Genomic DNA, 26,467 nt, shown 5'->3' on the forward strand with positions numbered 1-26,467 from the left:
AATATCAGGTCAACAATCTATCATTCATGATATCCAATAACTCACCTTTAAAAATTCTGCTAATTGGAAGTATTTTCCCTGAGGCCAAAACACATTCTTTGGGCATTATTTCTTTCAACTGCAAAACATTGACTGCAAAAGATTGGTGAATTCTTATAAGTGTGGGCAAATTGATCTTATTAAGAGTAGTCTGGAAATTATTAGTTACAGAATACTTCTTCAAGTCAGTAGTGAAAATGTATGAATTTTTCCCTTGCTGTTCTACATACTCTATTTTCTCCAGCATAATCATTTGTCTTTTATGGGAACCTTTCTCTCCAAAAATCACATACTTCTTTTTTAAAAATTCTTTGATATTGGGATTTCGCTGCAAAAAGAAGCTGGCCTTTTTTAGTCCTTTAGAAAGCATTGGAAATTTTATTGGCTTTTCCACAAAATGAACAGCGTCCACCATAAATCCTTCCAAGGCATATTTGGTAAAACCGGAGCAAATAATGACTGGAATTTTTAATTCAGATAATTGATTGATCAATTCCAAACCTCCAAGATGAGGCATAACAATATCTGTCACCAAAATATCAGCTTTGCCAGCTAACATAAAATCCAGACCCAGCATAGGATCTGTAGTTGCAAACTCTACATGAAAACCCGGTATCATCGCAATTAAATCCCTGAGTTTTTCAAGTGTTTGCTCCTCATCGTCTATTAGGCATAATTTGATTTTCTGTGTCATAAAAAATAGTTATTAAAATAGAATACTCTTGTCCATCGCTTGAGATGAAATAATTAAAATCATCACCAAAGTAATGCTGCAGGATCCTTAAGACCGTTCCAGAGCCAAAACCTGAGCCTATTTCAGAGGGTCCTTTCAATATTGGATTACAGATCAATGCTGTAAAAATGAAAGTATTGGGTTTATCAGAAGGTCTTATAAAAAATCTGATCAAAATAGGAAGATTGGGGTTCCTGAAATCGCCATGTAAAAATGCATTTTCGACCAGTGTCAGTATGGTAAGTTTTGGTAGGAAAAGATATTCTGACAATGAATAAAAATCCTCTATTTCAAAAATGACCGACAGGGTACCAAATCGAGCTTCTAGACATATCAGATAGGATTGAAATGCTTCGATTTCTTCATTTATAAAATTGGGTGCTTCCAGACTTTTAAAGCTATATCGGATCAAAGAACTTAAGTTCTCAAACTCTTCCACGCTTTCTTTGGAGCACTCGGCTATTTTTATAGAAACAAAGGAAAGCGTATTGAAAACGAAATGTGGGCTTATCTGAATAGATCGATGCTCTATCCACAGTCTGTCCTTTTCTATCTGAATTTTTTCCTTATCTAAAAGGATCTCCTTCTTTTGAATCTCATCTCTGAGCTTCTGTTGCTGTAAAAGAAAGTTTTTTCGTGAAATCCAAAACGCAGCGGTAAAGACCAAAAACTGAAAAATCCTCAACGATTCGAGAAGCAAAAATTCAAAACTGTCAGGCTTAATTTTATGAAATCCTTTGAGGTAGGTAAATTTTAAAGAAAAGAACACAAATAATACTACTACCAACAAAAAAACGGCCTTGAATTTATTTCGGCTTTCATCCATGCCAGGAAGTGTATCGATTAAAAAAAATCCAATGACTAAAAATCCAGCTATAAAATTATATAAAGGAATTACCGGGTCGTTTACCGGCCTTTTAAGGAGAATTATTACGCAGAAATCAAGTAAAAAATAAAGTGCCCAGAGTAGAAAAAGCAAAAGAATTGGCTTTTCCAAAACTTTCCCCATAATGCGTTTTATACCTGAACTGATGTTACTTATACCCTTCTTTTCGGTAGGTGGATGAAATGCGATAGTTTCCATGGTATCAAATAAAAATTCACATATGACAAAGAATCAAGAATTGGAGCAATGCAGAAAAGCGCTCAAATCATTTAGGATCATTGGAAATGATTCAGGAAAAACAGGGAAAAGCAACCGTACCACCGCAAGCTTTTTCAGGGAATGCCTGACTACCATTACCACAATTTAAAAAAGGACTAAGCGTCCAAAAGAGATTATTAAGGGTAAGACCTAAAAGATTACCCACTACTTAAACTAGGAAAGACCGGATCGCCATTCCGGTGGAGAAGACCTCCAATCCAAAGGATCGATTGAATTCGGTCCTTTTATTTTTGATCGGGTTTCCCAAAAAGTGAATTTTCAAGTTCACTTACAGGTATACCATGAAAATCAGCAAACTCCTTCACAGTCAGAATTTGTATTTTGCTCTTGCCCAAACTAGCTTTTGCCTGATTGAGCATATTATAAGCGCAAGACTTACTCCTTCCTGTAAAATTCATGATATCCTGAGCATAGATGACTCTTCTATGATTCAGTTCCAATAATATTTAAGTAATAGTTTAAGAATGGCAGGAATTAAGACCTAGCCATTCCACCAGTATACCGCTTTTTCGAAAAAGTAATTTATAATTAGTCTATTCTAATAACTTTTAGTTTGAAAAACAAATACTACTTAAAATTTTAATACTAAGCTTTTATTATCGGTTGGATTATTATTCGAAATGTAAAAAATGAGTGTTAACCTGGTTGCCTGATATACCCTAATTAAGTGTCATCTATACCAATATCAAGTCATTTGTACCCATTTTTTGCAAATACATCCTTATTAGCAGGAACTTTAAGCAAAAGGTAAAAGTAGAATTACAAGCTAGTTCAAATCATTTTGACCCAAAATTAGAGTCTTTGGATTAGTGAAGGATTAAAACCAATGTTATGGACAAAATAGCTTCAACAGTTCTGATTCTCCTCTGGACCTATACCGGTTTTGATAAGCTGATACAGTTTGAATCCAGCAGAAAAGCATTTCACAATCAGACATTTCCTGGGGAGCTGGCAGAGGTGTTGGCATATGTTATTCCGATCACTGAGTTGCTGATTGCCCTGCTCCTGCTCTTTTCTATAACCCGCTGGTGGGGGTATCTGGGAAGCATTTTACTGCTTTCAGTTTTTACCACCTATGTGGGTCTGATCTGGGTGGGAGCTTTTCCAAGGGTACCATGCAATTGTGCTGGGATCTTGGAAAGTCTGGGTTGGGCGGAGCACTTTGTTTTGGACCTGGGATTTATTTGGGTGGCAGTTTGGGGACTTTATAATTTAAAATGTAAGAATTAGAAATTTAAAATGAATTGGAAATTGGAGGTTTGGAAGCAGGGAGTTGGGTAGTTAATTCAGAAGGATAAAGCCTGCCTACCGGAGGTAGGTTAGAAAGCTGAAAAGAGGATGGTTCAATTAACACTTGGTAGTCTGACCCTGAAGGTGTCAAATGTAGTAGCCCCGGGTAAGGAGGTACGACATAACCCGGGGATTGAAAGATTATCATTTGTTCCTGCGCTGGTCCGGAATTGTCAATAGGAGACGGATAGATTTGCCAGCAAGATGGAAACCAGATGATTTAAGATTTGAATTCTGGACAAAATGAATCCTCTAAGATACGCGAGTGAGGACACTCGCTAGGGCAACCATTTAGAAATCAAATGATCCAAGCCTCCCTTGGGGGACTGACCGCAGAGGGGACAAATATTAATAGCCCCGCCACGGCGGGCAGGCCAGGGTTTCGCCGCGATAGCTATCGGGCGACTGGGTTTAAAGGAATGTTATTTCATCAGCGCTGGCCCGGGATCGTCATTCGGATAGGATGGCGTTACGCCAGCAAGATGAAAACGAATCGCAATGTGGGAATGATCTGTGAAGACCCGCCTGCTGACGGGCAGGCACAGACCCTAGTGTGGAAGAAACCCCTAATTCAGGTATGATAAATTAAAAGGGCGGCCCTGTGAAACCGCCCAACAGCACTGAAAAGGTAAGAAACAGGGCTGTGAAAAATAATAAAATGGCTATTCCTTTTTAGGAATTAATGATTACACGGTAAAACCTTCGGGGCTCTAAAAACCCCAAAGGCTTAAGGTACTTGGCGTTAAGTCAATCGGTATTAAGAAACTTTGTATTAAGTTAACTAATAAAATCAATTGATTTATTCTTTTAGGTAAAAAAAATGAAAAGGTTAGCTGATGAAATACAACCCCTAGCTAAAATTTCACAATAGGGCTTAAAAAAATAATCATTCAGCCAAGGGCTGAGAAATATACCAGCAATTGACTGGTAAAATATAGTCTCCATCGGAGGCTGAAATATTAATCTTTTAAATGGGCTGTGAGACCCGACTTCGTACGGGCAGGCTTAGACCATGGATTAGGAGGCTTCGACTCCGCTCAGCCTGACAGGTTAGCAATTGTGAATGAAACCTTAATGGTCTGTGGAGACACAGACCATGGAGAGAGATATGAAAATAGTGGTCTGTGGTGACACAGACCACGGTTGGAGAACAAATAAACGAGATTGCCGCGCTTTGCTAAAGCACGCTCGAGATGACTGTAAAAAGAGGCTCATTTCTCTTAATGGTTTGGGCTAAGAGACAAGCCAACGCCGATGAGCCTCCAAAAGGGAGATGCCGAAAACCCTTTTTTAGAGTAGGCAAACAACCTGAAACGGTTTTCCTGTTTTTGATTGGTTAAAAAACGGGACATAACGATGAATAAATTAATGAAAAGATTGCCCCTGTTTGCCTTTATTCTGGCAGCGTTTGGGGCCTTTGCTTTCAGTTTTCCAAAAGAGGAAGGCAATATGGAGCGATGGGCTTTAATTGATGGAGTCTTCCAGGATGTCACTTCAATTGTGACCAGCGGGGAGTATGATTGTGATGCAACTACCGAGCAGATCCATTGCCTCTACGATGGCAACAATGGAAATCCGGTAAGTCCGATTGAAACCAAGTTCGTTCCACATTAATAGTTAACTTAAATCTCCACGGGAATCCCGTGGAGATTTTTTTTGCTTACCTACTATTTTGTACAATAGGGTTTTGGCTGATCTCATCCTCAGGAATAGGGTATACATATCTTGGGCTCCCAGGCTCCAAACTGTATTTTTGTCCTCCATAGTTTCTTTCCAAAGTCTTCCGGAACCTATCCTCCAAATTCAACCTCTTCAGGTCTGCCCATCTCCTTCCCCTCATGACCAGGGTTTTTCTCCGTTCCTCAAGCACTATTTCCAATGCTTCCACTTCATTTTCAGCCTGGATCGGTTGAAAGGTATTCGCTGACCAGCGGGTAGCCAAGAATTCATTCAAAACATCCATTCCTTCTTCCAGCTTTCCCTGTCGTATGAGGCTTTCGGAAAGTATCAAATAGATTTCATCCAAGGCTATCCCGTTGAACCCTCTTGTACCACTGGAGTAATTCCCCCTAAAATTAAATTTCCCTTCCTTTTTCGCGGGAGTAAAAAACACATTCTTTCTTAAATCCCCTTCCTGATAGGAATCCACTAGTTCTCCATCGATATAGGTAGTCTGCTGTCTGATATATGAATAAGAGTTCATCAAGGCATGGAAAACCACTTCAGTATTAAACTGCGAAACAGGGAACCTGGCACTGGGATCAAGTGTATTAAAATCCATTAATTCCCCTCCATAGCTCAGGCTTTCCTTTGCATAGCGCTCAGAGGATTGGAAATCTCCCCGATAGAGATAAACCATGGAAAACATCGCCGTTACTGCCTGCTTACTTGGTCTGGTGGCATAATCCGAATATCTCTCCGGTAACAATCCATAAGCACCTTCCAGATCCTCTATGATCCTGGAATAGGTTTCTTCCACCGTACTCCTTTCAAGTTCAAATTGGACTTCAGGGGATAATCTCAAAGGGATACCAAGTTCTGATGAAGCGGTTGCTTCCTGATAGGCCGGGCCAAAAACCATTAGTAGATCCAAGAAAGAAGCTGCACGGTAAAACAGGGCCGAGCCTTTGACAAGATTCCATTCGGTTTGGTTGGCTTCTGTAAGTGCTATTCTCTCGATTTGCTCCAATACCACATTGGAATAAAGGATTCTGGTATAATTACCGTTCCATTCGGTAAAACCGAAGCCTTCCAGAATATCCGGTTTCCAGAGGTAGGAATTCCCTTCCACCACAGGGTTGGACAAACCGCTGATCGCCCCCTCTTCCAGCTCCAGGTCATCAGTCCCAATATCACTTATGCCCGAAAAGACATTCATGGTATTCCCATTGTCCAGCAATGCCTGGAGTTCATTCAGTTCGCTTGGAACCACCAACGATTTTTCCGGTTTGGCATCCAAAAACCCTTCACAGGCACTGATACCCATCGACAAAAGCAGGATGTAAATTTTTATGTATGTTTTCATATTAAATAAATTTTAAGGTTTTCAATTAAGGAAGTCTACCATCAGAATGCAGCCCGGATGCCTAGGGCAAAACTTTTAAGTGGCTTCATTTGCTGGAAATCCGGATCCAGCTGATCCTTGGAGGCTTTCCAGATCATGCCCACATTGTCCATAAAGGTGTAGACCTCCAGATTGGAAAAAGGAAATCTTTCACCTGCCCTCTCATCCAGAGAGTAAGAAAGACGGATATCCTGAAGCCTGATATGGTCACCCCTTTCCACCAGGTTGGATCCTGATTGGATCAGCCTGTTCCTGTTGTTGTTATTGGTGGTGGGCATGGATGCTACATCGGTGTACAGTTCGTCCCCGGGATTCTGCCAGCGAAAGGAGTAATCCGAGTGGCTGATCCGACCGGCAAGCACCTCTGAATAACTCACTGTCTGTCTGCGGTAATAATAGCCCATGCGGTAGGCGATATTCACCGAGAGATTGAAACCTTTCCATCCAAAATTATTTGTGAAAGCACCAAAAACAGTTGGACGGGAAGGACCATGGTACCGGACATCCTCTTCTGTCAGCCCGGAGAATATCGCGGCATAGTCTGAGGAAGGTTCGCCGTCCAGATATCCCAAAGGATCTCCTGTGGCAGGATCAAGCCCGGCAAAAGGAAGACTGAAGACTGAAAACAGCGGCTTCCCCGGTATGGGCAGTGTAAGCACATTGCCATTCAGGTAATTGACAGGGCTGACTTCTGTTTCATAGCTCAGCACTTTTTCTTTCACATAGGAGAAAACAAGGCGCGAGTTCCACTGGATCGGTCCCCGTAGGATAGCTGCACCTAGCTCCATATCTATTCCTGAGGTCTGAACAGCGGCAAAATTGCCCCGGATAGTGGGAACACCGATTGATCTAGGGACGGGTGAATTCCCGATGATGTCTTTTCCGTTTTTTCTGAAATAGTCCAGTGCCAGCCTCCAGCGGGAATCCTTTGTTTCCAGGTCCAGGCCGATATTCAGGATCCCTATCCGCTCCCACCTTAGATCTGGATTTGGGGGATTCACTATGTCAGCATAGGGCAAACCGGGTATCATGCCAAAAGGATCGGAAAAAAACCTGCCTGTGGTAAAGGCCGAAACAGACCTGTCAATATTCCCATTGTAACCATAGGTAGTTCTCAGCCTGACAAAAGGAAGTCCCATTTCCGATACAAATCCCTCTTCACTGATCACCCAGGAAGCTCCCATGGACCAGAGAGGAACGGACTTCTGGTTGGCATTAACCCCGAACAGGTTGGAAGCATCCCTACGGGCACTTCCTGATACGGTATATTTTCCATTATAGGTAAATGCGGCATTTGCATAGGCTGAAAGAAACCTGTCGATCATGCCCCCGTGGTTTTGGTTAGAAGGAATGGCACTGAGGCTGTTGTTATGGAATCTTCTGTACTGGTTTTTTGTATCTACCAGTGCGCTGATCCCCAGCTCGTCATTGTAGCCATAAAACCGGGTGGTATGGGAAACACCCTGCAGATCCTTGGCCTCATATCCTCCCACAAATGTCAGTTGGGTCCCCGCTGAGAATTGTTTGGAATAGTTGAGTTGAGCGCGGAAATTATGGGAACGGGATTCCCCTGTCTGTAAATCCAGGATATCACCTACCGGGATATTTCTGACAATCCCCCCGTTTTCGTCGATTTCGGAAAATTGGTTGATCAGGTCACGGACTGCATAAAGGTCCCGGTTCTGAAGATTGGTGCCATTGGATTTATTGAGCCAATACTGGTGTGAAAGCGCCAGTTTCAAACCGGGAAGAATCTCATAGGCCAGACTTCCCGTCCAGCGGATATCCGTTCTTCTGCCTTTGCCTCCCCATTTTCCCTTTTCGGCAAGTGGGTAAAAATTCCAGTCCAACAGTCCATTTACTGCCCCGCTCTCCAGATACCTCCTACTGTAGGTCTGGGTTACCGGAAGGGGATTTCCCATTTCATCTGCAATCAGTTCATAGGGATACAGACTGGGCACCTGGGTTCCAGTGGTCTCATCCGATTCGGCCACATAAAGTCCCATACTGAAATCCAGCCTATCCTTGGCCAGCGTCCATTGATTCTGGGCATTCAGTGTAAACCTGCTGTTGCTGTTTCCTTCTAGGGAACTTTGCACCATATCATATCCGGCGGAGACGGAGTAAGCAGAGCGCTCCCCTCCTCCTGTCAGGGACAAGGCATACTGCTGGGACCGGGAAGGCCGGTAAAAATACTCCTGCAGCTGGTCTCTGGAATCCTGATTTGAAAAAGCCTGCAGCCTTGCTTCTGCCTCCTGCCCGGTCAACTTACCGTCCCGGAGGGCAATCATCGTTTCTACACCCGGAGAGAGTGCTGTTTTATTGTTGGAAAGCTCTGCACTTCTGTAAAATCCCTTTTCGAAAAGTATCCGCTCCACCTCGATCATTTCCGCACTGCTCATCCGCGGCTGATAAAACAGGTCCTGGGATTCTGTGAAAATCATGTTTGAGTTGAAGGCAACTTTCAGGGGCTGCTTTTTCCTGCCCTTTTTGGTGGTCAGGATGATCACTCCGTTCCCTGCCCTGGCGCCCCAGATGGAGGCTGCCGCTGCATCTTTGAGTACTGTGATCGATTCTATATCATTGGGATTGATATTTTCGATAGGCCCATCATAAGGGAAATTATCCACCACGATCAAAGGCATGGTATTCGCAAATATGGTTCCCCTGCCACGGATGCTGATCGGGTCATTGGTAGCCGCTGCCCTGTTGAATATCAAACCCGGGGTGATATCCTGGAGGCGGTCCAGTGTATTGGTGCTGACCCTTCTGTTCACCAGTTCCTGACCTAGCACCGCAAATGACCCGGTGGCCCTTTCCCTTGGAATTTCCTCATAGCCCGTGGAAAGGATCTCTACCTCTCCCAACAGGGTCTGGATCGGTTCCAGACTGACCAGAAGCGGATCTGTTTTTATTTCGGCCAGATTGATCTCCTGGGTTTCAAACCCGATAAAGGAAACAGTCAGCAGGGAATCTCCAGGATCCAGAAGGAGGAGAAAACTGCCTTTTTCGTTTGCGATTGCCCCTCTCAGGGTTCCTTTGATCCGGATACTTGCTCCCGTCAAGGGCAGTTGGTCTTCCGAAGAAATCACCCTGCCGCTTACAGGGATCTGTTTTTGTGCCCATCCCAGCTGAATGCAGCCCAGGAAAAGGATCATAAATGGGATAAATATATTTTTCATATGATTATAATTTGTTTTTTGAAGGTCACATATAGCCTGTCCCGATTTCTATCGGGAGAATCTCGCAAGGGTATAATCATCCCATTCTGACGTCCTTCGTCATGCCTGACTTCGACAGGAATGCTCGATTTCATATTTTTCTGTTTTTATTTGGCTTAAGGACAATTGGGTTCAGGGTCTTTTCAGAAATTTTTATTGGGTCAATATCAGGGTGGCCAGAGGCAGAAGGAAAGCCTTCATCCAGCGCATGGCTGATCAATTGGATCATCTTTTCCAGATCATTCGGAAAGCCTGATACCTTCAGTATCTGGGCATCCCTGCCCAAAAGCATAAAGCCGGGGTAGCTGCCGATTCCATATCCTCTTAAAATCCCAAAAGACTCCGGCAAGGTGCGGGCATTGGTCATAGTGATGGAGGAAAAGGTGCCGATACTGCCTTTCCACCTCTTCCCGCTCTTATCCACCGAAACTGAGACGATCCTGAATCTGGGATCCCCTGAAAAATGCTCCTCCAGGGGTTTCATCACTTTTTGGTAGCGGGTCAGGCATGCCCCACAGCCCGAAAGCCAGAACTCCACCAGGGTTACCTGCCCTTTCCAGCGGTTTAAAGTCAGCGTATCTCCATCTAGGGAAAGTAGAGGCATGGGCAAGACGTGGCTTCCCAGTGAGCGAACCGCTTTGATCTGGCTCAGACGGGTGCTGACATCCGGGTCAGCGACTAAAGCCAATCCTTTTTCCAGCTGTGCATCCAGGTCATTGATCGATTTGCCTTTGGAGAAAAAATAATATTCCACCAGTAGGTCCCTTGGATATCCAGCTTTCTGTTTTCCGATCCAGTCCAGGGGAGATTCCGACTGGAGCTGCATTTTGGCATCGTTTAATTCCTTCCAGAATTCCACTATCCCTGCTATATGCCATTGGCACTCTTCGATAGCATCAAACTTGTCCTGAAGCTGTGAAAGGAGTCTTTCTGCCTGATCCCTGGAGCCATCCGATATCCTTGGAATGATCCTTCCCAGCTGTCTGCTGCGAATTGCATAGTACCTGCCCAAAGCATCAGCCTGAAATGAAGTGAGTCTATCCCCGGGTATTCTGCCCAGATAGGCGACTGACATCCGCTGCACTGCCAGATCAAATGCGGAATCCGCCAGCTTGCCCGCAAGCCATTCCAATTCTTCGTCTCCCTGCTGGAGAAGCAACATGGTCCTACCGAACTGAAGCTTACCTTGCTCAAGCTTTTCCCTGTTACCATTGCCGGAGAGGTATTTCTCCTTGTCCGGAACGACTACCAGCTGCTCTTTTGTAAACTCTTCGTTGTCCAGCAAGTCCTGAAGCTGCTGCTGCAAAAGCAGCTGCTCCCCTGTTTGCCCTGTAAAATGCAGGGTTCCCGAGGCCGGATTTATCCTGATAAGGGCAGAATCTCCGGGAAAGACCAGATAGGGAGAAAGGACCTTCCTCCCGTTTTCGGAAACAGAGAGATAGGTGGGACTTTCCAGTTCCCCGGTCCGGATATCCAAAGCCCCTGTAACGGTAGGGAGCATTCCACGGAAAAAGTCATTGGGGGCAATTTCCGTCAAGATGGTCCGTGCCGTCTCCATGGAAAAGCCAGTTGCCCCGATTTTATCCCAGACGTGGATCTGATAAAGTGGCCCATTGGTTTCACCCTCCATCTCTATATACAGAACTGCCTGGCTTTCCTGCTTGCTTTCGAAGATGGCAGAGGAATTTTCACTCCCCTGCCTTGGGGATAAAGTGGTATCAACTAAACTAAATCCCTTTTTATTATAGTCAACAGTCCTCTTTTCACAGTCGACAGTCTTCAGTCGACAGTCGACAGTGAATGGTCCACTGTCAATATCCTGAGGTGTAACAGAGTAGAAAGGTTCGGAGCGAGTTTCCCCACTCCGATTGGAACCTGCCAAAGCAGGAAACCCGGGGCAATCAACCAACTCAAACCCCGGTGGTGAACAAGCAACTTGACTACTTACTTCATTTATACTACTCGATAGTATTGAAAGGATTAAACAGGTTTTAAGGAACCATTTTTGGTATAGAAAATTAGAGATAGGCAAGCCCTTGGCTTGCGAAATAGATCGACTTCGTCGATGAAATAGCCCGCCAATGGCGGGGAGATAGGCTTCAATAGACGGTATCAAGTAGTCGCTTCGGTCCTGAGATATGTCAGCTTGTGGCTGAGGTAATACAGCTCCTTTATCGCTGAGATAGGACACAAAGGGTCGTGAGTTAGATTTGCTTTTGGGAGGACATAGGAATCCCAGGAAGCATGTGAATAGAATTTTTTTCATGAGTATGTGTTTTATTTTTTAATGGCCTCATGGAATGCCTTCTGGCTTGATTTGAATTAGGCATAGCTATCCTGCTTCAGGCATTTCATGCTTTTTGATTTTTGATGCTGGAGCCGTCTAGGTCAGACAGGTGTCGAATGTCCGGTGTCCGAAGAATGGACCGTCATTGCGCCTGTCCGCCGAAGGAGGAAGGCGAGGTACGAGCCGTGGCAATCTCGAAATAGGAAGTCTGAAAGCTAAAGTCAGAAGCCTGAAAGTACCCTCACAGACGCTTCCTTCTAGGCTCTTGACTCTAGCTTCTTGATACTTGGTACTTGATACTTGGTACTCAAATACAGACATAGCAATCCACCCTCAGTCTTTCCGACTGTCCAGCAATAATTAAATACTAAGAAATGTGTCAGCGCTACCAGCTATATCAGCTTGCCGACTTGAGAATTAGTAACCATACTTCTCGGAGCTGCGCAGGTCTCCTGGGGTATGTCCCAACCTTTTGCGCGAAGGATGGAAGCAAGTATGGTCTAAAAATACCTTCAACCTCAAACAGGCTTTTTGGGCTTTAGAGGATACAAGCGATCAACCGCGGTGATGCCGAGTTCCTCTAATAATAATCCACAATAGATAGGTAATGAGCAATTTGCCCCAAGGTAAAAGGCTGTTCTCTCTTCTTTCCAGAAATTCCTTCCCGGGAAGCTTGGTAATCCAGAAAAAATTAAGGTCTGTTCCATGATACTTGGGTTATAACAATGTCCAAGTTGAAAACACACCAAATGAATAGAGGCAGGCTCTCAACTTGCAAGTTGTAAGGTACGTAGGAGAACCTTGGTGAAACCACCATAAAACGCATGCAGAGAGAACCCACCTCTATACCGTAAATATAGAAAGTGGGCTTCTACTCTTTGCCCTGCGTTCTTGAAATTTCCTACGTTTCTACAACTGGACTCAGACTAGACACCATTAATTGACTTATAGCTGATACTAATATCTCAAATTTGTTTTCAAAAAACAAATTAAAACCCAAAATATGAGGACAAAATTTTATTGGTCTTTGCTTTATGGCAAAGAAGGAAAAACTAAAAATTGATCATCGGATTTTGGCAGATAATTTAAGGTCACTTAGAAAACAGGCTATGTTAACAATTAATGGCATTGACGCATACACTAATCAATCCAGTGATCACATCCGTCAATTGGAAAATAAAGGGAATAAAGTCACTCCCAACGTCAATACCTTATTACCATATAGCACGCTTTACGATGTTACAGTCAATGACTTATTGACAAAACCAGATCTAAAACTAGGTTTAAACCTAAAAGTACTTGAAACCTTCCGAAGGAAATATAAAGACTTCAAAGACTACTTTATTGACGCATTATCAACACCTGATTTTATCCGGTTAAAAGTTCTCCCGTTACCTCAAATGAAAGCTGGAATGAAAGTTTCAGAAATTATTGATCTATTCCCAGATGATAACATTGAGAGCAAGCCACTTTCTAGAGAATTAGGGCGAATGGTTGAAAAAGGTATATTGGTTAAAGAAGATTCAAGTGGAAATAAGGCCGTTTACTTGTACAGGCTTAAATAATTATGAGCTGGTGCGTATGATTAGTAAGGATGGGTAGAAGGTAGTTTGTAAATGAACTTCGCTCTCCTTTATTTTCAGAAAAAATTAGAAACCCTTCATTTCAGAATTATGGGGAAATTTATTTCAGATATTACACAGTATTTAGAGGCGACAAGAGCTTTTTCAACTTTTTCTAAAACTCACAATATTACCAGAAAAGATATAGGATCACTTTTCATTTTTTGTGAAGATTTAGAGGATTCTGAAAAAATAAATGGACTAAAAAGAAATATTATTATCCGGTTTTTTTCTATGGTCGAAGGTGACATATATCATTTAAACAAAATAGATCCATATCCTAACTACAATGACAGGAACGACTTTGACACCAAATTCAAATCAACAATTAAACAAGTATTTACTACTTGGGAAAGAACTGAGGCTCTTAACAAGTATCGAGATACTAAAATCAAGAACTTTTGGATATTGAAAAATTGGAGGGACAAAATTACACACCCAAAAACACCTGAGGATCTAAACACAGAAAGCCTCGAACTGAAGTTCATTAAATCTGTTTTTACCAATTATCAGGATTTTCTCCTCGAATTGGTGAGAGATTTTTTTATTAGCACTGATATGAAAACTATGATCACTGCAGCAAAACTGAGCAACAACACTAAATGACAGTTTTGATTATTTAATTTAAAATTTAAAATCATAGTTTCTTATTTTACCTTTGATTGAAGTATTGCTGAAATAAATTCTTTAGATTTGTCAAAAGATTTTTCTCTATTTAGAACAATTTCAATTAATTAATGAAGATTAAACCTATTGATTTTCAATTGTTTAATCTCAATGTTGTCACATTTTGTCATTTCTTACGTTAATTAATTTTGGTAACCAGCACAATTATGAAATTACAAAACGCACCTATAAAGGAGGCTGTTTTTGACATTCGAATAGATAAAATCAATATTCAAAAACCGGAGGAATTGCTTAAAATCAGAGATTTTCTATCAGGAAATTTCCCTGAATTAAAAAATATTCACAAAGTACATGGTACAATTCAATTAAAAGATGGAATTTCTATAAAAAGTGACACAAAATCTGACTTAAATGGGTTCTCATTTATCTCTAAGGATAAATCAAAACAGATTCAGGTAAGACTTGATGGATTCACACTTAATGTATTGAAGCCTTATGAAAGTTGGGAAACTCACTTTTCTGAATTTATAGTTCATTGGGAAACTTATTCAAAATTGTTTGCTCCAAATAAAATTTTGAGAATTGCTACCCGATTCATCAATAGAATTGAAATACCAATTCCATTTACTCGGTTTGAAGATTATTTGAATGTTGTCCCAGCAATTCCAAAATCATTGCCTAAATCGATTAAAAATTTCTTTTTACAAGTCCAAGTTCCCTGTGATGATGGGTATAGGGAAGCAATTTTAACTCAAGCAATTGAACCTAGAAATAATAATACTCTGCCAGTAATTATTGATATTGATGTTTTCCAAGAGTTAGGATTGACAAATGACTTGGAAAAATTAACAACAAATTTTAATGAGATTAGAAAAATAAAAAATAAGATTTTTATCGATTGTATAAGTGAAAAAACCTTAAATCAATATTTATGAATAATTTCAGTTATCCTACATTGCAAGAGAGATCTAGACCTTTTGCCATTTCTTGTGAAGCAGATTTTGTTAGGGGAAGTATAGAAATTTCGCATTCAAATTTTATAGGTAATAGTATTTTCATAAAAGAGCTTTATAAGGATCAATTGTCTAAAAGATTCGAAAATTTGAAATCCATTTGGGAATCAGAAACTTTTTTTTCATCTAGTATCGATGAAATTGTAAACAATAATGCTTATAGAGGCATTATCGAATTAGGTCCAGAAGTATTACCACTTATTTTTGAAGATTTGAAAGCAAATGAAAGTCATTGGTTCTATGCTTTAGAATCCATAACGAATGAAAACCCAATTGAAACCGAACATAGAGGGATTTTTAGTGAGATGAAAAATGATTGGTTAAATTGGGCAACTTTAAATCATTATATAAATGTTGATGAGTCACCCAGCATTTCCCAATAGTGGAAGGGAACCATTTTTAATAACAAGCCCTCAAACTATATCATATAACTGTATAGCATGGGCATTTGGTGATGACTCAAAATGGTATTGGCCAGATTCAACAAATATTTATTATTGGCCCGAAGAAGTACCAAGAGAAGTTACAATTGATGCTTTTAAGGCTTTGTTTGCAACAAAAGGATTTCAAGAATGTGATAATGATGTACTTGAAATGGGAGTAGAAAAGATTGTTATATATACAAAAGAAGGGATTGTAACACATGCTGCTAAACAGTTACAAAACGGACTTTGGTCAAGCAAACTTGGGCAACAAAATGATGTGTCCCACACTATTAATTCTATGGAAGATGGTGGTTATGGAAATGCTACAGTTTTTATGAGCAGACCTATTGTACAACAATAATGTCTAAACTTCTATAAGTTTTGCTGCTGATTTTTATATCTATTATTTACAAAAATAATATATCCATACTTTCACTTTATCCCGATATCGCGATCCTTATCGGGACTTATATTCCTTTAAATTTTTCTAAAATTAAAATGATTTATTCCAAAATGAGTGGCTAATAAAGGTGAATATGGTAAATAAAAGTATGAGGCTATTCTATTAAACCGAAGCACCTTGATATAAAGCTACTCATCAACAGAAATATCATCCTGATTAAGCTCTCCAATGTTCTTGTCCAAATGAACTCTCTGAAACCAACCTACTAGCTGTTCATCAGTAAGGGCATCACGATCTGAAGTAGGTTCGAAATCAGATTGATCTCCAAATAATTCTACAGACATGCTATAGAAAAAATCAATATCAACGACATTCTTCAGCAAATTATAAAATGCCTCACTGAAATTCGATTTATATGTATTTCTTCCTTTCTTGCTTCCTCCAAACGAATGCGTTGTCTGACTAAAGGCATATAGAAGTTTCATAAAATTCTCATCATCGGCTTGCAACCAGTCTTTTATCTCTTTTTTGATACCTTTAGGATTTAGTTTGGAACCTATTTCCAAAAAATACCTAAAATATGTATCCTTTATAGACTCATACAATTGACCCAAGCTTAGTTCACTTCGACTCCTATTGTAAAGCATTTTAGAGATCTTTTCAAAATCAGAATCTGTAAAAAGATTCGGTCGTGAACCTCCATCACTTTTAGGATGTAGGGTTCTCCATATTTCAAATGCAAAATTCAAAGGAGTAGCCCTTTTCATTAATTCAACTCCCAATAGAACTCTATTTTCTGGCTCTTGATCTTCCACACATTTCTGTATGAAATAGGCAATCTGTTGAAAAGGAGCCATGATTCTAAAACCTCCAGAGTCTGCTTCAGGAAAAATATCGCCAATCAAACTCAGATTTAATGCTAGAAATTTCTTTTGGTCTTTTGTAAAAGAATCTTCCAATAATTGAATCTTCAAGGCTACCTCGGCTTTATCCATTTCAGAGATCAACCGAACTAACTCATCTCTTCTATTAAAGAAGTCTACTTCTTTGATCTGATCCAAAATACCATCGAACGAAACATCTGAGACTTTTCCTTCTAAAACCACATAGGAAAAATACGTATCAAAATATAGGGCTGAACAAATTCTCTTTTTAGCGTACCACTCTTTAGTTTCGTATTCAGAAATGTCCTCATTATCAAAAATGATCTTCAGTTGAGGAAAAACCTCTTTCAAATACCTTTGCAATCGCTCCCTAATTAAAATGGGGTACAATTCAAGATGATCCTCAACATGTTTTTTTGCCTCTTCCTTTGTTTGAACTTCTTTTCCTCTTGAGAAACTAGGCGAATTATACGTCTTAGTAAAAAAAATGCCATTATCCTTTATAAAATCATAAAGCCTTGGAAAAATCACTTTTATCCCTTCAATAAAAACAAGATCAACAATATTTACTTCTCCCTTTAAAAGGGGTAAAGCAAATGAGATGGAGTTTGCATATCTAACAGCAACTCTCGGAGTGACTATAAGTCTAAGTATGTATTCATCAAATGCAATATTGAATCTCTGATGCTCATCCTCTTCCAATAAAATTTCATTGGAATCAAGTTCGGCAAAAATAGAATTAAGAGTGTACTTCTTAACTGATGAAAGTTGAGCTTTTGGTAATCGTAAAGGCAATTGGATGATTTTTTCCAAATAATCATACCCACCCTTAGAATAAAGGGAATCCAATGCCGAAGCAACCAATTCATCATCGAAGGAGAGTAAATATGCAGTGTTTTTAAAATCAGCGACCAGTTTGACTAACCTGAAAATACTCTGAACTTCTGAATTACTCAGCCGATCAATGTCATCCATTACAACCACCACTCTCTTACCTGAATCTTCTAGTCCTTGATTGATTTTTTCCTTATTATCTTCAATGGAAATAGCTGAAAACTTATTGCCAAGATGCTGGAGAAATCCTTTTACCCCAGAAACTCCAACCAAAGAACCTGCAGCTCCAATTGCATCTGCATAATCTAAAAGCTTCTTACCTATTTTTTCTTTTTTTCCTTCAAATGAAACATTAAGTCCATTAGCTAGAACAGAAAAAAATGTTTTTAACAGTTGATCCTCATCCCTAAATAGCCAGGGATTAAAATTAATTACAACTATGTTTGGATCTAGGTTGAGTTCTTCTTTTATGAAATTTAAAACAGAAGTTTTCCCCTCACCCCACTTCCCATAGACTCCGACAACGAAAGAATCGGTCTTTTCATGCCCTTTAATTACCGATGCAATTTGATAAGCAAATGGATATCTTTGAAAGGCATCATCTTCTCTCTTAGTAATAGGTAGATCTGTTTTGATCATTTCAATTATTTAAGTCCTAACCTGAGTTTGAATAGCAGCTTTGATTTCTTCATAGATATCCACCTCAACAGTCTCTGGAATTTCTAATGTGACTGCGAGACCGTAACGAATTTTCTTCCAGTTTTCCAATCCAGAAGCGTCCATTCGGCAGTTGACTTTAATCGTCAGAAATCCACCTTCAATAAATACATCCGCCCTATTTCCACTGAAAATCTGATGTTGAAGTGTCCCTTTACTTGATTTTCTGAAATCGTACGTCCCATCATCGAAGCTGAGGTCTTTATTATTTCCAAGGTTCGAAAGGTAAAGATGTGCTTGTCTGTATTTATTACTCCAGACGTTACAGGGAGAAAACCAAGCCAAGGTAGCTGTCAGTGTTTTCTGCACCACCTGAGAAGATATGGAAGTCGGTAGCGGGAAACGAAATAGGCTTGCATTTTCGCCCTCTTTGCTACATAGTTGTCCTATTCCAATCAGCGTCACCCGATGGGTGGTACAATAGAGCACCCGTTGGCCATTCACGGCTCCATACCCAGTAAATGCCGACATTCTGGCTTTTACTTGGTTTGGGTTTATAGGTGAAGAATTCAAAATTACTGATCTGAACAATTCATAACTCTCCGCGAGATTTGCTCCGTGAGCAATAAGCGCCTTGATCAACACCGGAAAGTATTCCTCATCAATTTGCTGAGCTGCGGGTGCTTCTTGGTTCAACTCTATCAACACCTCGATTAATTTAGCTGCCAAATGCGTAGTCTGAGCTGCCGAGAATGTGGTGCCAAATAGATAAGTCATATGATTTAACTGACCCGCCGACCCCGGGGAGGCGACCAATACTCCGGGAGGATGTGGAAACCCTCCGGGTTCAAAACTGAGATTGACATGATCGACACTTCGATCAGCAAGCTTTCTTCTCAATAAGGCTCTTCCACCGGGCATCAGGATATCAGGCTTTACAGACCCATTGTGTCCCCATCCAAAGCGTGAATAGGGCGCTAGATATCCATGTTCTTCATTTATGTTTATCCTTGAGAAGAACATCGGGTTAGCAATATCAATTTCAGCTTCATCTCTGTTCAAAGCACCGACTGTTAAAGCATTGATTGATTCTGCCGGTGAAAGTATTTTCCGATTGAAATCTTGCCCAATCATCTCCTTTAAAAAAGTCTTTCTAGCTTCTTCAGAAATAGGATTTCGGAACGCCGCCGGCTCGATGGTGAACTTAATATCCTCGCCGAAATTCCCGGCACTGACAATAAACAGGAGATTGTATTCAAAAGCTGCCCAATCTAGAAACATCGCCCAGGTACTCAGTTCCCTTCTATAGGGCCGAAATCCATCGCCCAGCGAAATATTTACGACTTTGACTCTATTCGCTACGGGAAGCTCTTCCCTTGTCCCCCTCACCATTCGGATAATCGCGCGATGCAGGACATCTATTACTAGGCGATCTTCCGGAAACTCTTCACGACGTGTTAAACCATTGTAATGCATCACGGGTCTCGAATAGACAGGACGAACCAGCGACTGCCTCTCTCCATTCAAATCACCGTGACAGATCGTTGAGGCAACAGCTGTTCCGTGAATTCGAGATCCGGCAATGTATTTCGCAGTGAAATCATCAGGATCATCTACAATGATTCTCCCTTGAAGCAATTCATGATTTTCTAAAGGCAAGCCATCAAATACCGCAACCATCGGGTCCCCGTATGCTTCGGATCCCGGAGGGACACCTTGAAGCTCCAGCGTTTCGATGGGTCCCTGACTGGCTATCGCCTGTCCGGGAGGCCGAAAAAACAATACATGGGAGGCTTTCAGAAATCGGATCTGGGATGATGAAGTCAAGTTTTCAAAAACTGAGATAGGAGCATCGGCTAAGCAGGCCAAGTATCGAATTGCCCTTAAATCTAATTCCGAGCCAGAAACAATTTCTCCACCAGCCTCGGAAATCAGTTTCTGTACTTCCTGTACCGCTCTATCTCTTCTTTCCTGGCCTTCGGGATAAGCAAACTCAATTTCAAAACGAACCCTTTCTTGTCCCAATCCTCTTATCTCCTCCAAGTAATGATCCATTCCCGTATCCTTAAATCGATCCTCTACAGAATACGGTCTTACGTCCCTTAGCTGACTGAATAAGTTCTTGAATTTGGTCAGTCCTGTATCAAAAGAAGTCTCTCTGTCCTTGTCAAAAATCTTCCAAAGCCTTAAAATCTCCTGTATTGATCTTTTATTGACCATGGAAACATACACACGACCGGGATATGGCTGGTGATCATCTTTATAAAAATCTTCGTCAGGTTCAAATTCTTCCAACAGCTCTTTTAGGAAGAACATGCCTGGGATTTTAGCTATAGCCGTGTAGAATTCCTCTATTGAGCCTGCTAACTCAAATACAACAATGTATTCTGTAAAAAATCCTTCTGGATTGAGTGATAGACTTAAAGACTCTCTTTCAAAATTTTCCTTTAACGTTTGCCAGCGCCTGCCAATACGCTGTTTTTGTCGCTCATAGTCAGGAAAGGTTAGATTAGGCCTACCAAGAGGTCTAGGCTCTCTTGAAGCCACTCCAGGCGTAGGGAAAATAAGCAGTGGTTTTTTATCTGCCATTTAGATCAGATTGATGAGTATGGTAAGTCAAACACTCATCTACGATCTTTTTGATGTTCACTTCAGGAAGTGCCAAAATATACTTCCTCTGAATGTCCAAAACGAAATCTTCCACTTCTGAAAAACTTAAACCTACCAGTTTGGATGCTATGGTAGGAAGTGGATGTTGTAAAGAATATTTAACCTGTGATTCAAAATTTGAAAGCCATTGAACGATCATTGGCTTGGTAGGTTTATTTAACTCAAGCTTCACCTGAAATCTTCTCCAAACCGCTCTGTCTAAAAGTTCTGGATGATTTGTGGCTGCTACAACCACCACATAGGAAGGCAGACGATCAATCTGCATCAATAAAGAGCTTACAACCCGCTTAATTTCTCCAGTTTCATGCTGATCCCCCCTTTCTTTTCCTATTGCATCAAACTCATCAAAAAACAATACGCACTCCTGAGTCCTGACGAAATCAAACATCTGTTTCAATCTGGTAGCAGTCTCCCCTAGGTAACTTCCGATTATTCCATCATATCTAATGACATAAAATGGGATCATCAAGGACTGAGCTAGCGCTTCAGCTAAAGAGGTTTTCCCATTTCCAGGAGCTCCTGATAGCAGTATTCTGTTTCTAGGCTCAAGATTGTAAGAACGAAGTATATCCGCACGAAACTGCTCCTGAATCACTTCATCCATTTTCAGCCTGTTGCCATCATCGAGGATCAAATCATTTAAATTCTTCTCGGGATGGATGCGAAATAGGAAGTTTTCGAATTTCTGGTTTAAAAGTGTATTGGTGTTCCGTGAATTACGGGAGGTCGAAAAATCCTGATTGCTTAATATGTCTTCGAGCTGGCCCGCCAACACATGGTGTTGCTTGCTTTTTTCTTCTGCAATAATAGATTCAGCAACCCGCCGAAAAAGTCCGGAATCGCCTGTGGAACCTGCTTTTACTAATTTTACCAGAAGGTCAGCTCTTGCCATATTGAAAATAATCTCGTTTTTAAATAACGAACTTACAAAGTTCTTACCAATTCAAAGAAAACTGCATCCTTAAGCTAGGCAACTTGTGTCAGAATAAAAATACCCAGTACTGGGTATTTTTTAGGTTGATTCAAAGCAGTATCTTGTTTTAAAATCAATAATATGGCTTCTCGACATCAAATACGATGCATCAACAAGGATGACCGATATAATCCCCAAGAAAGAATTACACATATAGGAGGAGTAAATCATGATGGCACTAGATGGAAAATCACAACTGATGAAGGAATCAGAGGAATTGAATCTGGAGAATGGGAGTTTTATGTTAGAACAGCGGGAATGCAAGATGTTAACGTCATCGTATCAATAAGTAGAAGTGGAAGAAAATACCTTCGGACTACAGCTGATGGTCTCGACCCAAACAACCTATTAAGCCTAAATGAGTGTCCTTAACTCAAAGAGTATAAATTGCGTTTGATATTAAAAAGATGTCCTAATAAATAAAAATGAAAAATAAATTTGGCAGTCAGCGAAAAATAACTTTCGGTCATACAGATGTATCCGTAAGTAGTGAGCGTGTTAAGAAGATTCTTAGTAACCCAGAATCAGCTTCGGGTTTGGCAAAGGCCATTAGAGCCCATAGGAATGGCAAAGGAGAAACATCTTTCAAAACTTCTTTAGGGAAGAAGTAAAATATTTCGGATTCCTAAACCGTGAATTTAGCCTTATCTACCTTTATACTTTTTTTAATACTGCTTCCAGGCATATTTTTTAGAAGATTTTATTATACTCAAGAATTTTCGACTGAATACTTTAAGCAGACTTTTCTAGAAATATTTCTATCAGGATTTATCCCAAGCATAGTAATTCACAGTATTTGGTATTTTGGAGTGGGGCTTTTCGGATACTATGTAGATCTGGAGTTATTTGGGAGCTTGCTGACGAACACCCCTAATCCACAAGTATTCAAGAATTTAAATGACTTTGCGCTACCAATTATTGTTTACCATCTCAGTATGTGGATAGGTAGTGCAGGACTTGGCATGATTCTCAAGCAATTTGTAAGAACAACAGGTGCAGACAGGCAGTTCAGCCTGCTTAGGTTCCAAAACTCTTGGCATTATATTTTTACTGGGGAATTTTATGAGTTTCCAAACTCCAATATCGAACTTGATTTAGATACTATAGAAGATATAGAATTAGTATATGTAGACGCTTTGGTAGAAACTAAAGAGGGGAGCTTACTCTATGAGGGCATTCTAGTGCACTATGAGCTAAGCAAGGATGGAGGACTAGACTACATAGGCCTCAAACAGGTGCAGCGCCGATTTTTAAAAGACGATCAGGGTCTGTTAGGCGGGTCACCTAAGCACTACAAAATACCGGGAAATTTAATGTTATTAAAGTATTCAGAAATCAGAAACCTTAATTTTAGTTACTATACGTTAGATGAGGGTGACGAAGATGGAGAGTTTACAGTGAGGCCAATTCAATAAAAAAGCTTCCCCATGGGAAGCTCAATTTTAGCGGTTAATAATAAGTCCTTTTGCAGAAATAACTGAGTTACTTTCTTTGATTAAAAATTCTTCTCTCAGTTTTTCCATTTTTTCATTCATCGCTTTCAGGCGATCCCTGGATCCAACCTCAGGCTTGGATTCCTGCATCTTTGAAACTTGCTGATCTAAGTATCTTTTTGCTGCATTAAAAGGGGTTGACATAGGTAGGTTAAAATCCCTGTAGGTTTTTGGTGTAAATTTTAAAACTTTTCAAATCTATCAAAATTTTGGTAAGAACTCCACTCCGTTCATCCCAAGTTTGAAATTCTTTTTCGAAGGCTGACAATAATAAAGGCTTATTATTCTGTAAATTAGCTTCAGTTGCATCTAATATAATCAATCCTCGAGCCAATCTTTTCTTTATTAATTTTTCATCACTTAACTCGGCAATCCAAATGAATTTGGGCATTGGAATATCCAAAATCAATTCTTTAGTATCACTGTCCATAAAATCATCTGTGGCGACGGAATCTTTATATGATCTACTCGACGCAAGAAATATTCTAAAATATATGGGAAGACCATTTGTTTTACCGGTAGTAAGAAATGCTGCAGTATACTGCAAAATAAAGGTTTTGGCCTCAAATGCTTCCAAGTAAATTTTGGAATATAGAGGAACTACTATGTGCGATATATGGCATTTATTCCACTTTTCATCTGTATAATTTGAACAAGGCTTAAAAAGACTCGCCCGTTGATAAACTGGGAGATTGTCATCTACAAAAACAAATTCACGGTCAATTTTGCTGTTTAGTTTGAAATTGAAAATGACACCATCCTCAATCTTTATTGTTTCTAGTGGAGCAGTTCTGAGTTGGGAATGATCAAACGTTTCTCTACCGACACATAAAACGGCATGATTGATCGGGCTATTTTCCAAAAGTACTACTACTGGAATACCACTCTCTACGTAGATAGCAAGGATACTTAAAAAGTCATTTTGAAATTGCTCTTCAGAATATATTCTAGAGCCAAAGCCAAATTCCTTCAAAGCAAAAGATATATCTGTGGGAAATAAGCCAAGTGATGGAACTTGTCTTTCAGTTTTTTTTCCGGAAAGTACCTTGTGAATCCTAGATGGCAAAACAGGATGATACTCTGGGTATCTATTTCCAAAATATTCCATTATTGCCCATAAAGTTGTTTCTGCACAGGTAATTGTTTCACTATCCTGTGAAGAGTGGGGAAAAGCGGATACTTGCATCTTTAATGCATTCACTGCACATCCGATTGGGGTTTGGCAAATAATGATATTATTATTCTTAAGTGCTTTTGGAGAAATCGCACTTCTGCCCCAAGAAAACGGAGTCAACGGGCGAATAACAAAAAAGCCCAAAAAACTACTTTCTAATTTTCTTTTAAATTTTTTGAGCCGAAAGTGATCCTCTTGGATTTCTTGCGAAAAAATAGAGACTCTGATGCAATCTCTTTTGTAACTATAAAGTTTAGATGAATAATAGTTGTAAAAACTATCTCTATATACCTTATCTACATAAGGATACTCGACCAAAAACCAAAGTTCGTCTTTTAGGTTTTCAATATGAGGGAGTAAATTTGTTTTATAATTCTCTTCTGCATCAATAGGCGCAATACCAAATTTAGAATTTAGAAGATTTATTAAAAGCCCTCCAAGGTCATCTTTGTCCGTAGCGATCTTTTCAATTAATTTGATCATATCTGGCTTAAATAGGTAACTCACCAATTACGGCACTTAATCTGTTTAATGTGATAAAAAAAATGGAAGAAATATTTTAAGGTTTACTATAAGATTATGGTAAGAAAGGAGAAAATCTAAGTTGGCAATTTTCACCAATTTTAAAATTTTATGAATATTTAATATTCATCTAGCAGTTTTTGGTACTATTGATCACTATCTTATAACTGAGAAACTATCCATTCGGTGTGTAGTCAAATCTTCATGGTTTCTGGACAGGATTTGCCTCATGCTCTAGGCATAGTCAAATTTTCTTTTGGACTGGGTGGGATTTGCAATTCAACCCTGCTTTCCGAATCAATCCAGTACAGTAATCGGGAGAAAGGGTAATCAATGCTCCTCAAATCATTAATTGGTAATATCAGAAAACAAAATCATTAAAAAACACCCTGTATTGAGTATTTTTGGGCTATTCCCCCGTCTCCTTCCCAATATCACGCTGCTCATCGGAAGCGCTCGATCCTGCTAGACGTATAAAATGAGCCCAGAGGACAAGCTTTCTCTGCACACCTGAATGCAATAATCAGGCGAATTCTATTTCTTATGAAAGATTAGGGACCTTCTTACCAGTTTTGCCACTTACTATTATTCCCTTTCTTTTCGTAAAGAGTATCCAATAACTATTTTCCATTTTTATTCTCAATAGCCTCTTTCAAATATTGCAGTTGGATTTGGATGTTTAGCATCGCATCCAGCTGTTTCAACTGAAAGCCCAAGCTTAATGCTTCTACTTCAGAAAGAGGACCAATAGCGAGTTTTTCTACTTGGTCAGCTGCTTTTCTAATTTCTTCAAGATTAATGTATGCCATAACAGAAAACGTTTATATGAAATTCGATTTAGGTATTAATTATTAAAACTCATATGGTACAGAGCCTATAGTTCATTCATCAAAAAAATGAAGTCGATTAGAGCGGTTACTATTTACTATTAAATTAAGAATTAAACAGTTTCTAGATTTAAGTCTGGAAGGATTGAGTATAAGTTCGTTATCTACCTCCTCCCTACTTCCTACTTTAGGAGGAGGAGTCGATCCTGCGCTAGATTCAGGTAAAGGATAAGAAATGAGTTGTTTGGTCATTCTCAATAATAAAAAGACATCTGCAATGAAAGGATTTTTAGATATAAAAAAATACCCAGTACTGGGTATTTTTACTACCTCGTCCCTACTCCTCCTGAAAGAGGAGGCGACCGATTCATCTCTAAATATGAGATTAAGAATAAAAAGTGAGTTGATTGGTAATTCGAGAATCGCATGATCTTGAACCTCCAATTCTTGAACAAGCTGTCGTTATCTTCGATTTGAATAACTAAAGGGATTTTTGGATACAAAACCAAACCTCAACTTGGCTTTGATATTTTAAAAATGAAAT

The 26,467-nt window shown here is 40.0% G+C and carries 24 protein-coding genes; 11 read left to right on the top strand and 13 right to left on the bottom strand.

Features of this window, described 5'->3' with window-relative positions:
* Positions 1 to 4 precede the first annotated feature (4 nt).
* Entirely contained in the window at positions 5 to 733 is a 729-nt protein-coding gene (locus J0A69_RS02090) for a LytR/AlgR family response regulator transcription factor (RefSeq protein WP_206584853.1), read from the bottom strand.
* On the bottom strand, positions 696 to 1,856 hold the full coding sequence (locus tag J0A69_RS02095; RefSeq protein ID WP_206584854.1) for a sensor histidine kinase: 1,161 nt from the start codon (positions 1,854 to 1,856) through the stop codon (positions 696 to 698). The genes J0A69_RS02090 and J0A69_RS02095 overlap by 38 nt, the downstream gene beginning before the upstream one ends.
* A 22-nt stretch (positions 1,857 to 1,878) precedes the next feature.
* On the opposite strand from J0A69_RS02095, the gene J0A69_RS02100 reads away from it, so the two are divergent.
* The gene (locus tag J0A69_RS02100; protein ID WP_206584855.1) at positions 1,879 to 2,025 is read left to right on the top strand and encodes a hypothetical protein; all 147 of its coding nucleotides are present in this window, start codon (positions 1,879 to 1,881) and stop codon (positions 2,023 to 2,025) included.
* Positions 2,026 to 2,161: 136 nt separating this feature from the next.
* On the opposite strand, the gene J0A69_RS02105 is transcribed toward J0A69_RS02100, so the two are convergent.
* Positions 2,162 to 2,377, bottom strand: coding sequence for a hypothetical protein (locus J0A69_RS02105; RefSeq protein ID WP_206585822.1), 216 nt, complete (start codon positions 2,375 to 2,377; stop codon positions 2,162 to 2,164).
* Positions 2,378 to 2,768: 391 nt separating this feature from the next.
* Between J0A69_RS02105 and J0A69_RS02110 the strand changes: the two genes are divergently transcribed.
* The 3 genes from J0A69_RS02110 to J0A69_RS02120 all read left to right on the top strand — a co-directional run bounded on the left by J0A69_RS02110 (position 2,769) and on the right by J0A69_RS02120 (position 4,841).
* Positions 2,769 to 3,167: a MauE/DoxX family redox-associated membrane protein gene (locus J0A69_RS02110; protein ID WP_206584856.1), complete on the top strand. Its 399-nt coding sequence runs from the start codon at positions 2,769 to 2,771 to the stop codon at positions 3,165 to 3,167.
* A gap of 1,038 nt (positions 3,168 to 4,205) precedes the next feature.
* Entirely contained in the window at positions 4,206 to 4,358 is a 153-nt protein-coding gene (locus J0A69_RS02115; RefSeq protein ID WP_206584857.1) for a hypothetical protein, read from the top strand.
* A 237-nt stretch (positions 4,359 to 4,595) separates the two neighbouring features.
* Complete coding sequence (locus J0A69_RS02120) at positions 4,596 to 4,841, top strand: hypothetical protein (protein ID WP_206584858.1); 246 nt, start codon at positions 4,596 to 4,598, stop codon at positions 4,839 to 4,841.
* Between the two features lie 46 nt (positions 4,842 to 4,887).
* Here the strand turns inward: J0A69_RS02120 and J0A69_RS02125 are convergent, their stop codons facing one another.
* The 4 genes from J0A69_RS02125 to J0A69_RS02140 all read right to left on the bottom strand — a co-directional run bounded on the left by J0A69_RS02125 (position 4,888) and on the right by J0A69_RS02140 (position 12,506).
* A complete protein-coding gene (locus J0A69_RS02125; RefSeq protein WP_206584859.1) occupies positions 4,888 to 6,252 on the bottom strand; it encodes a RagB/SusD family nutrient uptake outer membrane protein in 1,365 nt (454 codons plus the stop codon).
* 41 nt (positions 6,253 to 6,293) lie between these two features.
* Positions 6,294 to 9,473, bottom strand: a complete 3,180-nt coding sequence (locus tag J0A69_RS02130; RefSeq protein ID WP_206584860.1) for a SusC/RagA family TonB-linked outer membrane protein — start codon at positions 9,471 to 9,473, stop codon at positions 6,294 to 6,296.
* A gap of 130 nt (positions 9,474 to 9,603) precedes the next feature.
* A complete protein-coding gene (locus J0A69_RS02135; RefSeq protein WP_206584861.1) occupies positions 9,604 to 11,778 on the bottom strand; it encodes a TlpA family protein disulfide reductase in 2,175 nt (724 codons plus the stop codon).
* A gap of 539 nt (positions 11,779 to 12,317) precedes the next feature.
* A complete protein-coding gene (locus J0A69_RS02140; protein ID WP_206584862.1) occupies positions 12,318 to 12,506 on the bottom strand; it encodes a hypothetical protein in 189 nt (62 codons plus the stop codon).
* Between the two features lie 327 nt (positions 12,507 to 12,833).
* Between J0A69_RS02140 and J0A69_RS02145 the strand changes: the two genes are divergently transcribed.
* The 5 genes from J0A69_RS02145 to J0A69_RS02165 all read left to right on the top strand — a co-directional run bounded on the left by J0A69_RS02145 (position 12,834) and on the right by J0A69_RS02165 (position 15,847).
* Positions 12,834 to 13,364, top strand: a complete 531-nt coding sequence (locus J0A69_RS02145) for a helix-turn-helix domain-containing protein (protein ID WP_206584863.1) — start codon at positions 12,834 to 12,836, stop codon at positions 13,362 to 13,364.
* 108 nt (positions 13,365 to 13,472) lie between these two features.
* A complete protein-coding gene (locus J0A69_RS02150; protein WP_206584864.1) occupies positions 13,473 to 14,027 on the top strand; it encodes a hypothetical protein in 555 nt (184 codons plus the stop codon).
* A 227-nt stretch (positions 14,028 to 14,254) separates the two neighbouring features.
* On the top strand, positions 14,255 to 14,983 hold the full coding sequence (locus tag J0A69_RS02155; protein WP_206584865.1) for a TIGR04255 family protein: 729 nt from the start codon (positions 14,255 to 14,257) through the stop codon (positions 14,981 to 14,983).
* Complete coding sequence (locus J0A69_RS02160; protein ID WP_206584866.1) at positions 14,980 to 15,444, top strand: hypothetical protein; 465 nt, start codon at positions 14,980 to 14,982, stop codon at positions 15,442 to 15,444. Before J0A69_RS02155 ends, J0A69_RS02160 begins: the two co-directional genes overlap by 4 nt.
* Complete coding sequence (locus J0A69_RS02165) at positions 15,419 to 15,847, top strand: DUF7689 domain-containing protein (RefSeq protein ID WP_206584867.1); 429 nt, start codon at positions 15,419 to 15,421, stop codon at positions 15,845 to 15,847. Before J0A69_RS02160 ends, J0A69_RS02165 begins: the two co-directional genes overlap by 26 nt.
* A gap of 230 nt (positions 15,848 to 16,077) precedes the next feature.
* On the opposite strand, the gene J0A69_RS02170 is transcribed toward J0A69_RS02165, so the two are convergent.
* From J0A69_RS02170 to J0A69_RS02180, 3 genes are read right to left on the bottom strand one after another with little or no spacing between them, the layout of a single operon-like run.
* Entirely contained in the window at positions 16,078 to 18,246 is a 2,169-nt protein-coding gene (locus J0A69_RS02170) for a KAP family P-loop NTPase fold protein (RefSeq protein ID WP_206584868.1), read from the bottom strand.
* A gap of 9 nt (positions 18,247 to 18,255) precedes the next feature.
* A complete protein-coding gene (locus tag J0A69_RS02175) occupies positions 18,256 to 20,853 on the bottom strand; it encodes a S8 family peptidase (RefSeq protein ID WP_206584869.1) in 2,598 nt (865 codons plus the stop codon).
* Positions 20,843 to 21,826, bottom strand: a complete 984-nt coding sequence (locus J0A69_RS02180) for an AAA family ATPase (protein WP_206584870.1) — start codon at positions 21,824 to 21,826, stop codon at positions 20,843 to 20,845. Before J0A69_RS02180 ends, J0A69_RS02175 begins: the two co-directional genes overlap by 11 nt.
* A 162-nt stretch (positions 21,827 to 21,988) precedes the next feature.
* Between J0A69_RS02180 and J0A69_RS02185 the strand changes: the two genes are divergently transcribed.
* Both J0A69_RS02185 and J0A69_RS02190 read left to right on the top strand, forming a co-directional pair.
* Entirely contained in the window at positions 21,989 to 22,279 is a 291-nt protein-coding gene (locus tag J0A69_RS02185) for a DUF3892 domain-containing protein (RefSeq protein ID WP_206584871.1), read from the top strand.
* A gap of 260 nt (positions 22,280 to 22,539) precedes the next feature.
* The gene (locus J0A69_RS02190) at positions 22,540 to 23,322 is read left to right on the top strand and encodes a hypothetical protein (protein WP_206584872.1); all 783 of its coding nucleotides are present in this window, start codon (positions 22,540 to 22,542) and stop codon (positions 23,320 to 23,322) included.
* A 27-nt stretch (positions 23,323 to 23,349) separates the two neighbouring features.
* Here the strand turns inward: J0A69_RS02190 and J0A69_RS02195 are convergent, their stop codons facing one another.
* From J0A69_RS02195 to J0A69_RS02205, 3 genes are all read right to left on the bottom strand, one after another.
* Positions 23,350 to 23,544, bottom strand: a complete 195-nt coding sequence (locus tag J0A69_RS02195; protein ID WP_206584873.1) for a hypothetical protein — start codon at positions 23,542 to 23,544, stop codon at positions 23,350 to 23,352.
* A 7-nt stretch (positions 23,545 to 23,551) separates the two neighbouring features.
* On the bottom strand, positions 23,552 to 25,057 hold the full coding sequence (locus tag J0A69_RS02200) for a hypothetical protein (RefSeq protein ID WP_206584874.1): 1,506 nt from the start codon (positions 25,055 to 25,057) through the stop codon (positions 23,552 to 23,554).
* Positions 25,058 to 25,716: 659 nt separating this feature from the next.
* Complete coding sequence (locus J0A69_RS02205) at positions 25,717 to 25,905, bottom strand: hypothetical protein (protein WP_206584875.1); 189 nt, start codon at positions 25,903 to 25,905, stop codon at positions 25,717 to 25,719.
* Between the last annotated feature and the right edge of the window lie 562 nt (positions 25,906 to 26,467).

This window comes from Algoriphagus pacificus, assembly GCF_017254845.1.
GTDB classification, from domain to species: domain Bacteria; phylum Bacteroidota; class Bacteroidia; order Cytophagales; family Cyclobacteriaceae; genus Algoriphagus; species Algoriphagus pacificus.

Bases quoted from the DNA above. Each gene is read 5' to 3' on its own strand.
- J0A69_RS02150 (WP_206584864.1), top strand. From the start codon at position 13,473: ATGGGGAAATTTATTTCAGATATTACACAGTATTTAGAGGCGACAAGA.
- J0A69_RS02155 (WP_206584865.1), top strand. From the start codon at position 14,255: ATGAAATTACAAAACGCACCTATAAAGGAGGCTGTTTTTGACATTCGA.
- J0A69_RS02165 (WP_206584867.1), top strand. From the start codon at position 15,419: ATGAGTCACCCAGCATTTCCCAATAGTGGAAGGGAACCATTTTTAATA.
- J0A69_RS02185 (WP_206584871.1), top strand. From the start codon at position 21,989: ATGGCTTCTCGACATCAAATACGATGCATCAACAAGGATGACCGATAT.
- J0A69_RS02145 (WP_206584863.1), top strand. From the start codon at position 12,834: ATGGCAAAGAAGGAAAAACTAAAAATTGATCATCGGATTTTGGCAGAT.
- J0A69_RS02160 (WP_206584866.1), top strand. From the start codon at position 14,980: ATGAATAATTTCAGTTATCCTACATTGCAAGAGAGATCTAGACCTTTT.
- J0A69_RS02130 (WP_206584860.1), bottom strand. From the start codon at position 9,473: ATGAAAAATATATTTATCCCATTTATGATCCTTTTCCTGGGCTGCATT.
- J0A69_RS02180 (WP_206584870.1), bottom strand. From the start codon at position 21,826: ATGGCAAGAGCTGACCTTCTGGTAAAATTAGTAAAAGCAGGTTCCACA.
- J0A69_RS02205 (WP_206584875.1), bottom strand. From the start codon at position 25,905: ATGGCATACATTAATCTTGAAGAAATTAGAAAAGCAGCTGACCAAGTA.
- J0A69_RS02140 (WP_206584862.1), bottom strand. From the start codon at position 12,506: ATGGAACAGACCTTAATTTTTTCTGGATTACCAAGCTTCCCGGGAAGG.
- J0A69_RS02135 (WP_206584861.1), bottom strand. From the start codon at position 11,778: ATGAAAAAAATTCTATTCACATGCTTCCTGGGATTCCTATGTCCTCCC.
- J0A69_RS02120 (WP_206584858.1), top strand. From the start codon at position 4,596: ATGAAAAGATTGCCCCTGTTTGCCTTTATTCTGGCAGCGTTTGGGGCC.
- J0A69_RS02195 (WP_206584873.1), bottom strand. From the start codon at position 23,544: ATGTCAACCCCTTTTAATGCAGCAAAAAGATACTTAGATCAGCAAGTT.
- J0A69_RS02200 (WP_206584874.1), bottom strand. From the start codon at position 25,057: ATGATCAAATTAATTGAAAAGATCGCTACGGACAAAGATGACCTTGGA.
- J0A69_RS02175 (WP_206584869.1), bottom strand. From the start codon at position 20,853: ATGGCAGATAAAAAACCACTGCTTATTTTCCCTACGCCTGGAGTGGCT.
- J0A69_RS02095 (WP_206584854.1), bottom strand. From the start codon at position 1,856: ATGGAAACTATCGCATTTCATCCACCTACCGAAAAGAAGGGTATAAGT.
- J0A69_RS02100 (WP_206584855.1), top strand. From the start codon at position 1,879: ATGACAAAGAATCAAGAATTGGAGCAATGCAGAAAAGCGCTCAAATCA.
- J0A69_RS02110 (WP_206584856.1), top strand. From the start codon at position 2,769: ATGGACAAAATAGCTTCAACAGTTCTGATTCTCCTCTGGACCTATACC.
- J0A69_RS02125 (WP_206584859.1), bottom strand. From the start codon at position 6,252: ATGAAAACATACATAAAAATTTACATCCTGCTTTTGTCGATGGGTATC.
- J0A69_RS02090 (WP_206584853.1), bottom strand. From the start codon at position 733: ATGACACAGAAAATCAAATTATGCCTAATAGACGATGAGGAGCAAACA.
- J0A69_RS02170 (WP_206584868.1), bottom strand. From the start codon at position 18,246: ATGATCAAAACAGATCTACCTATTACTAAGAGAGAAGATGATGCCTTT.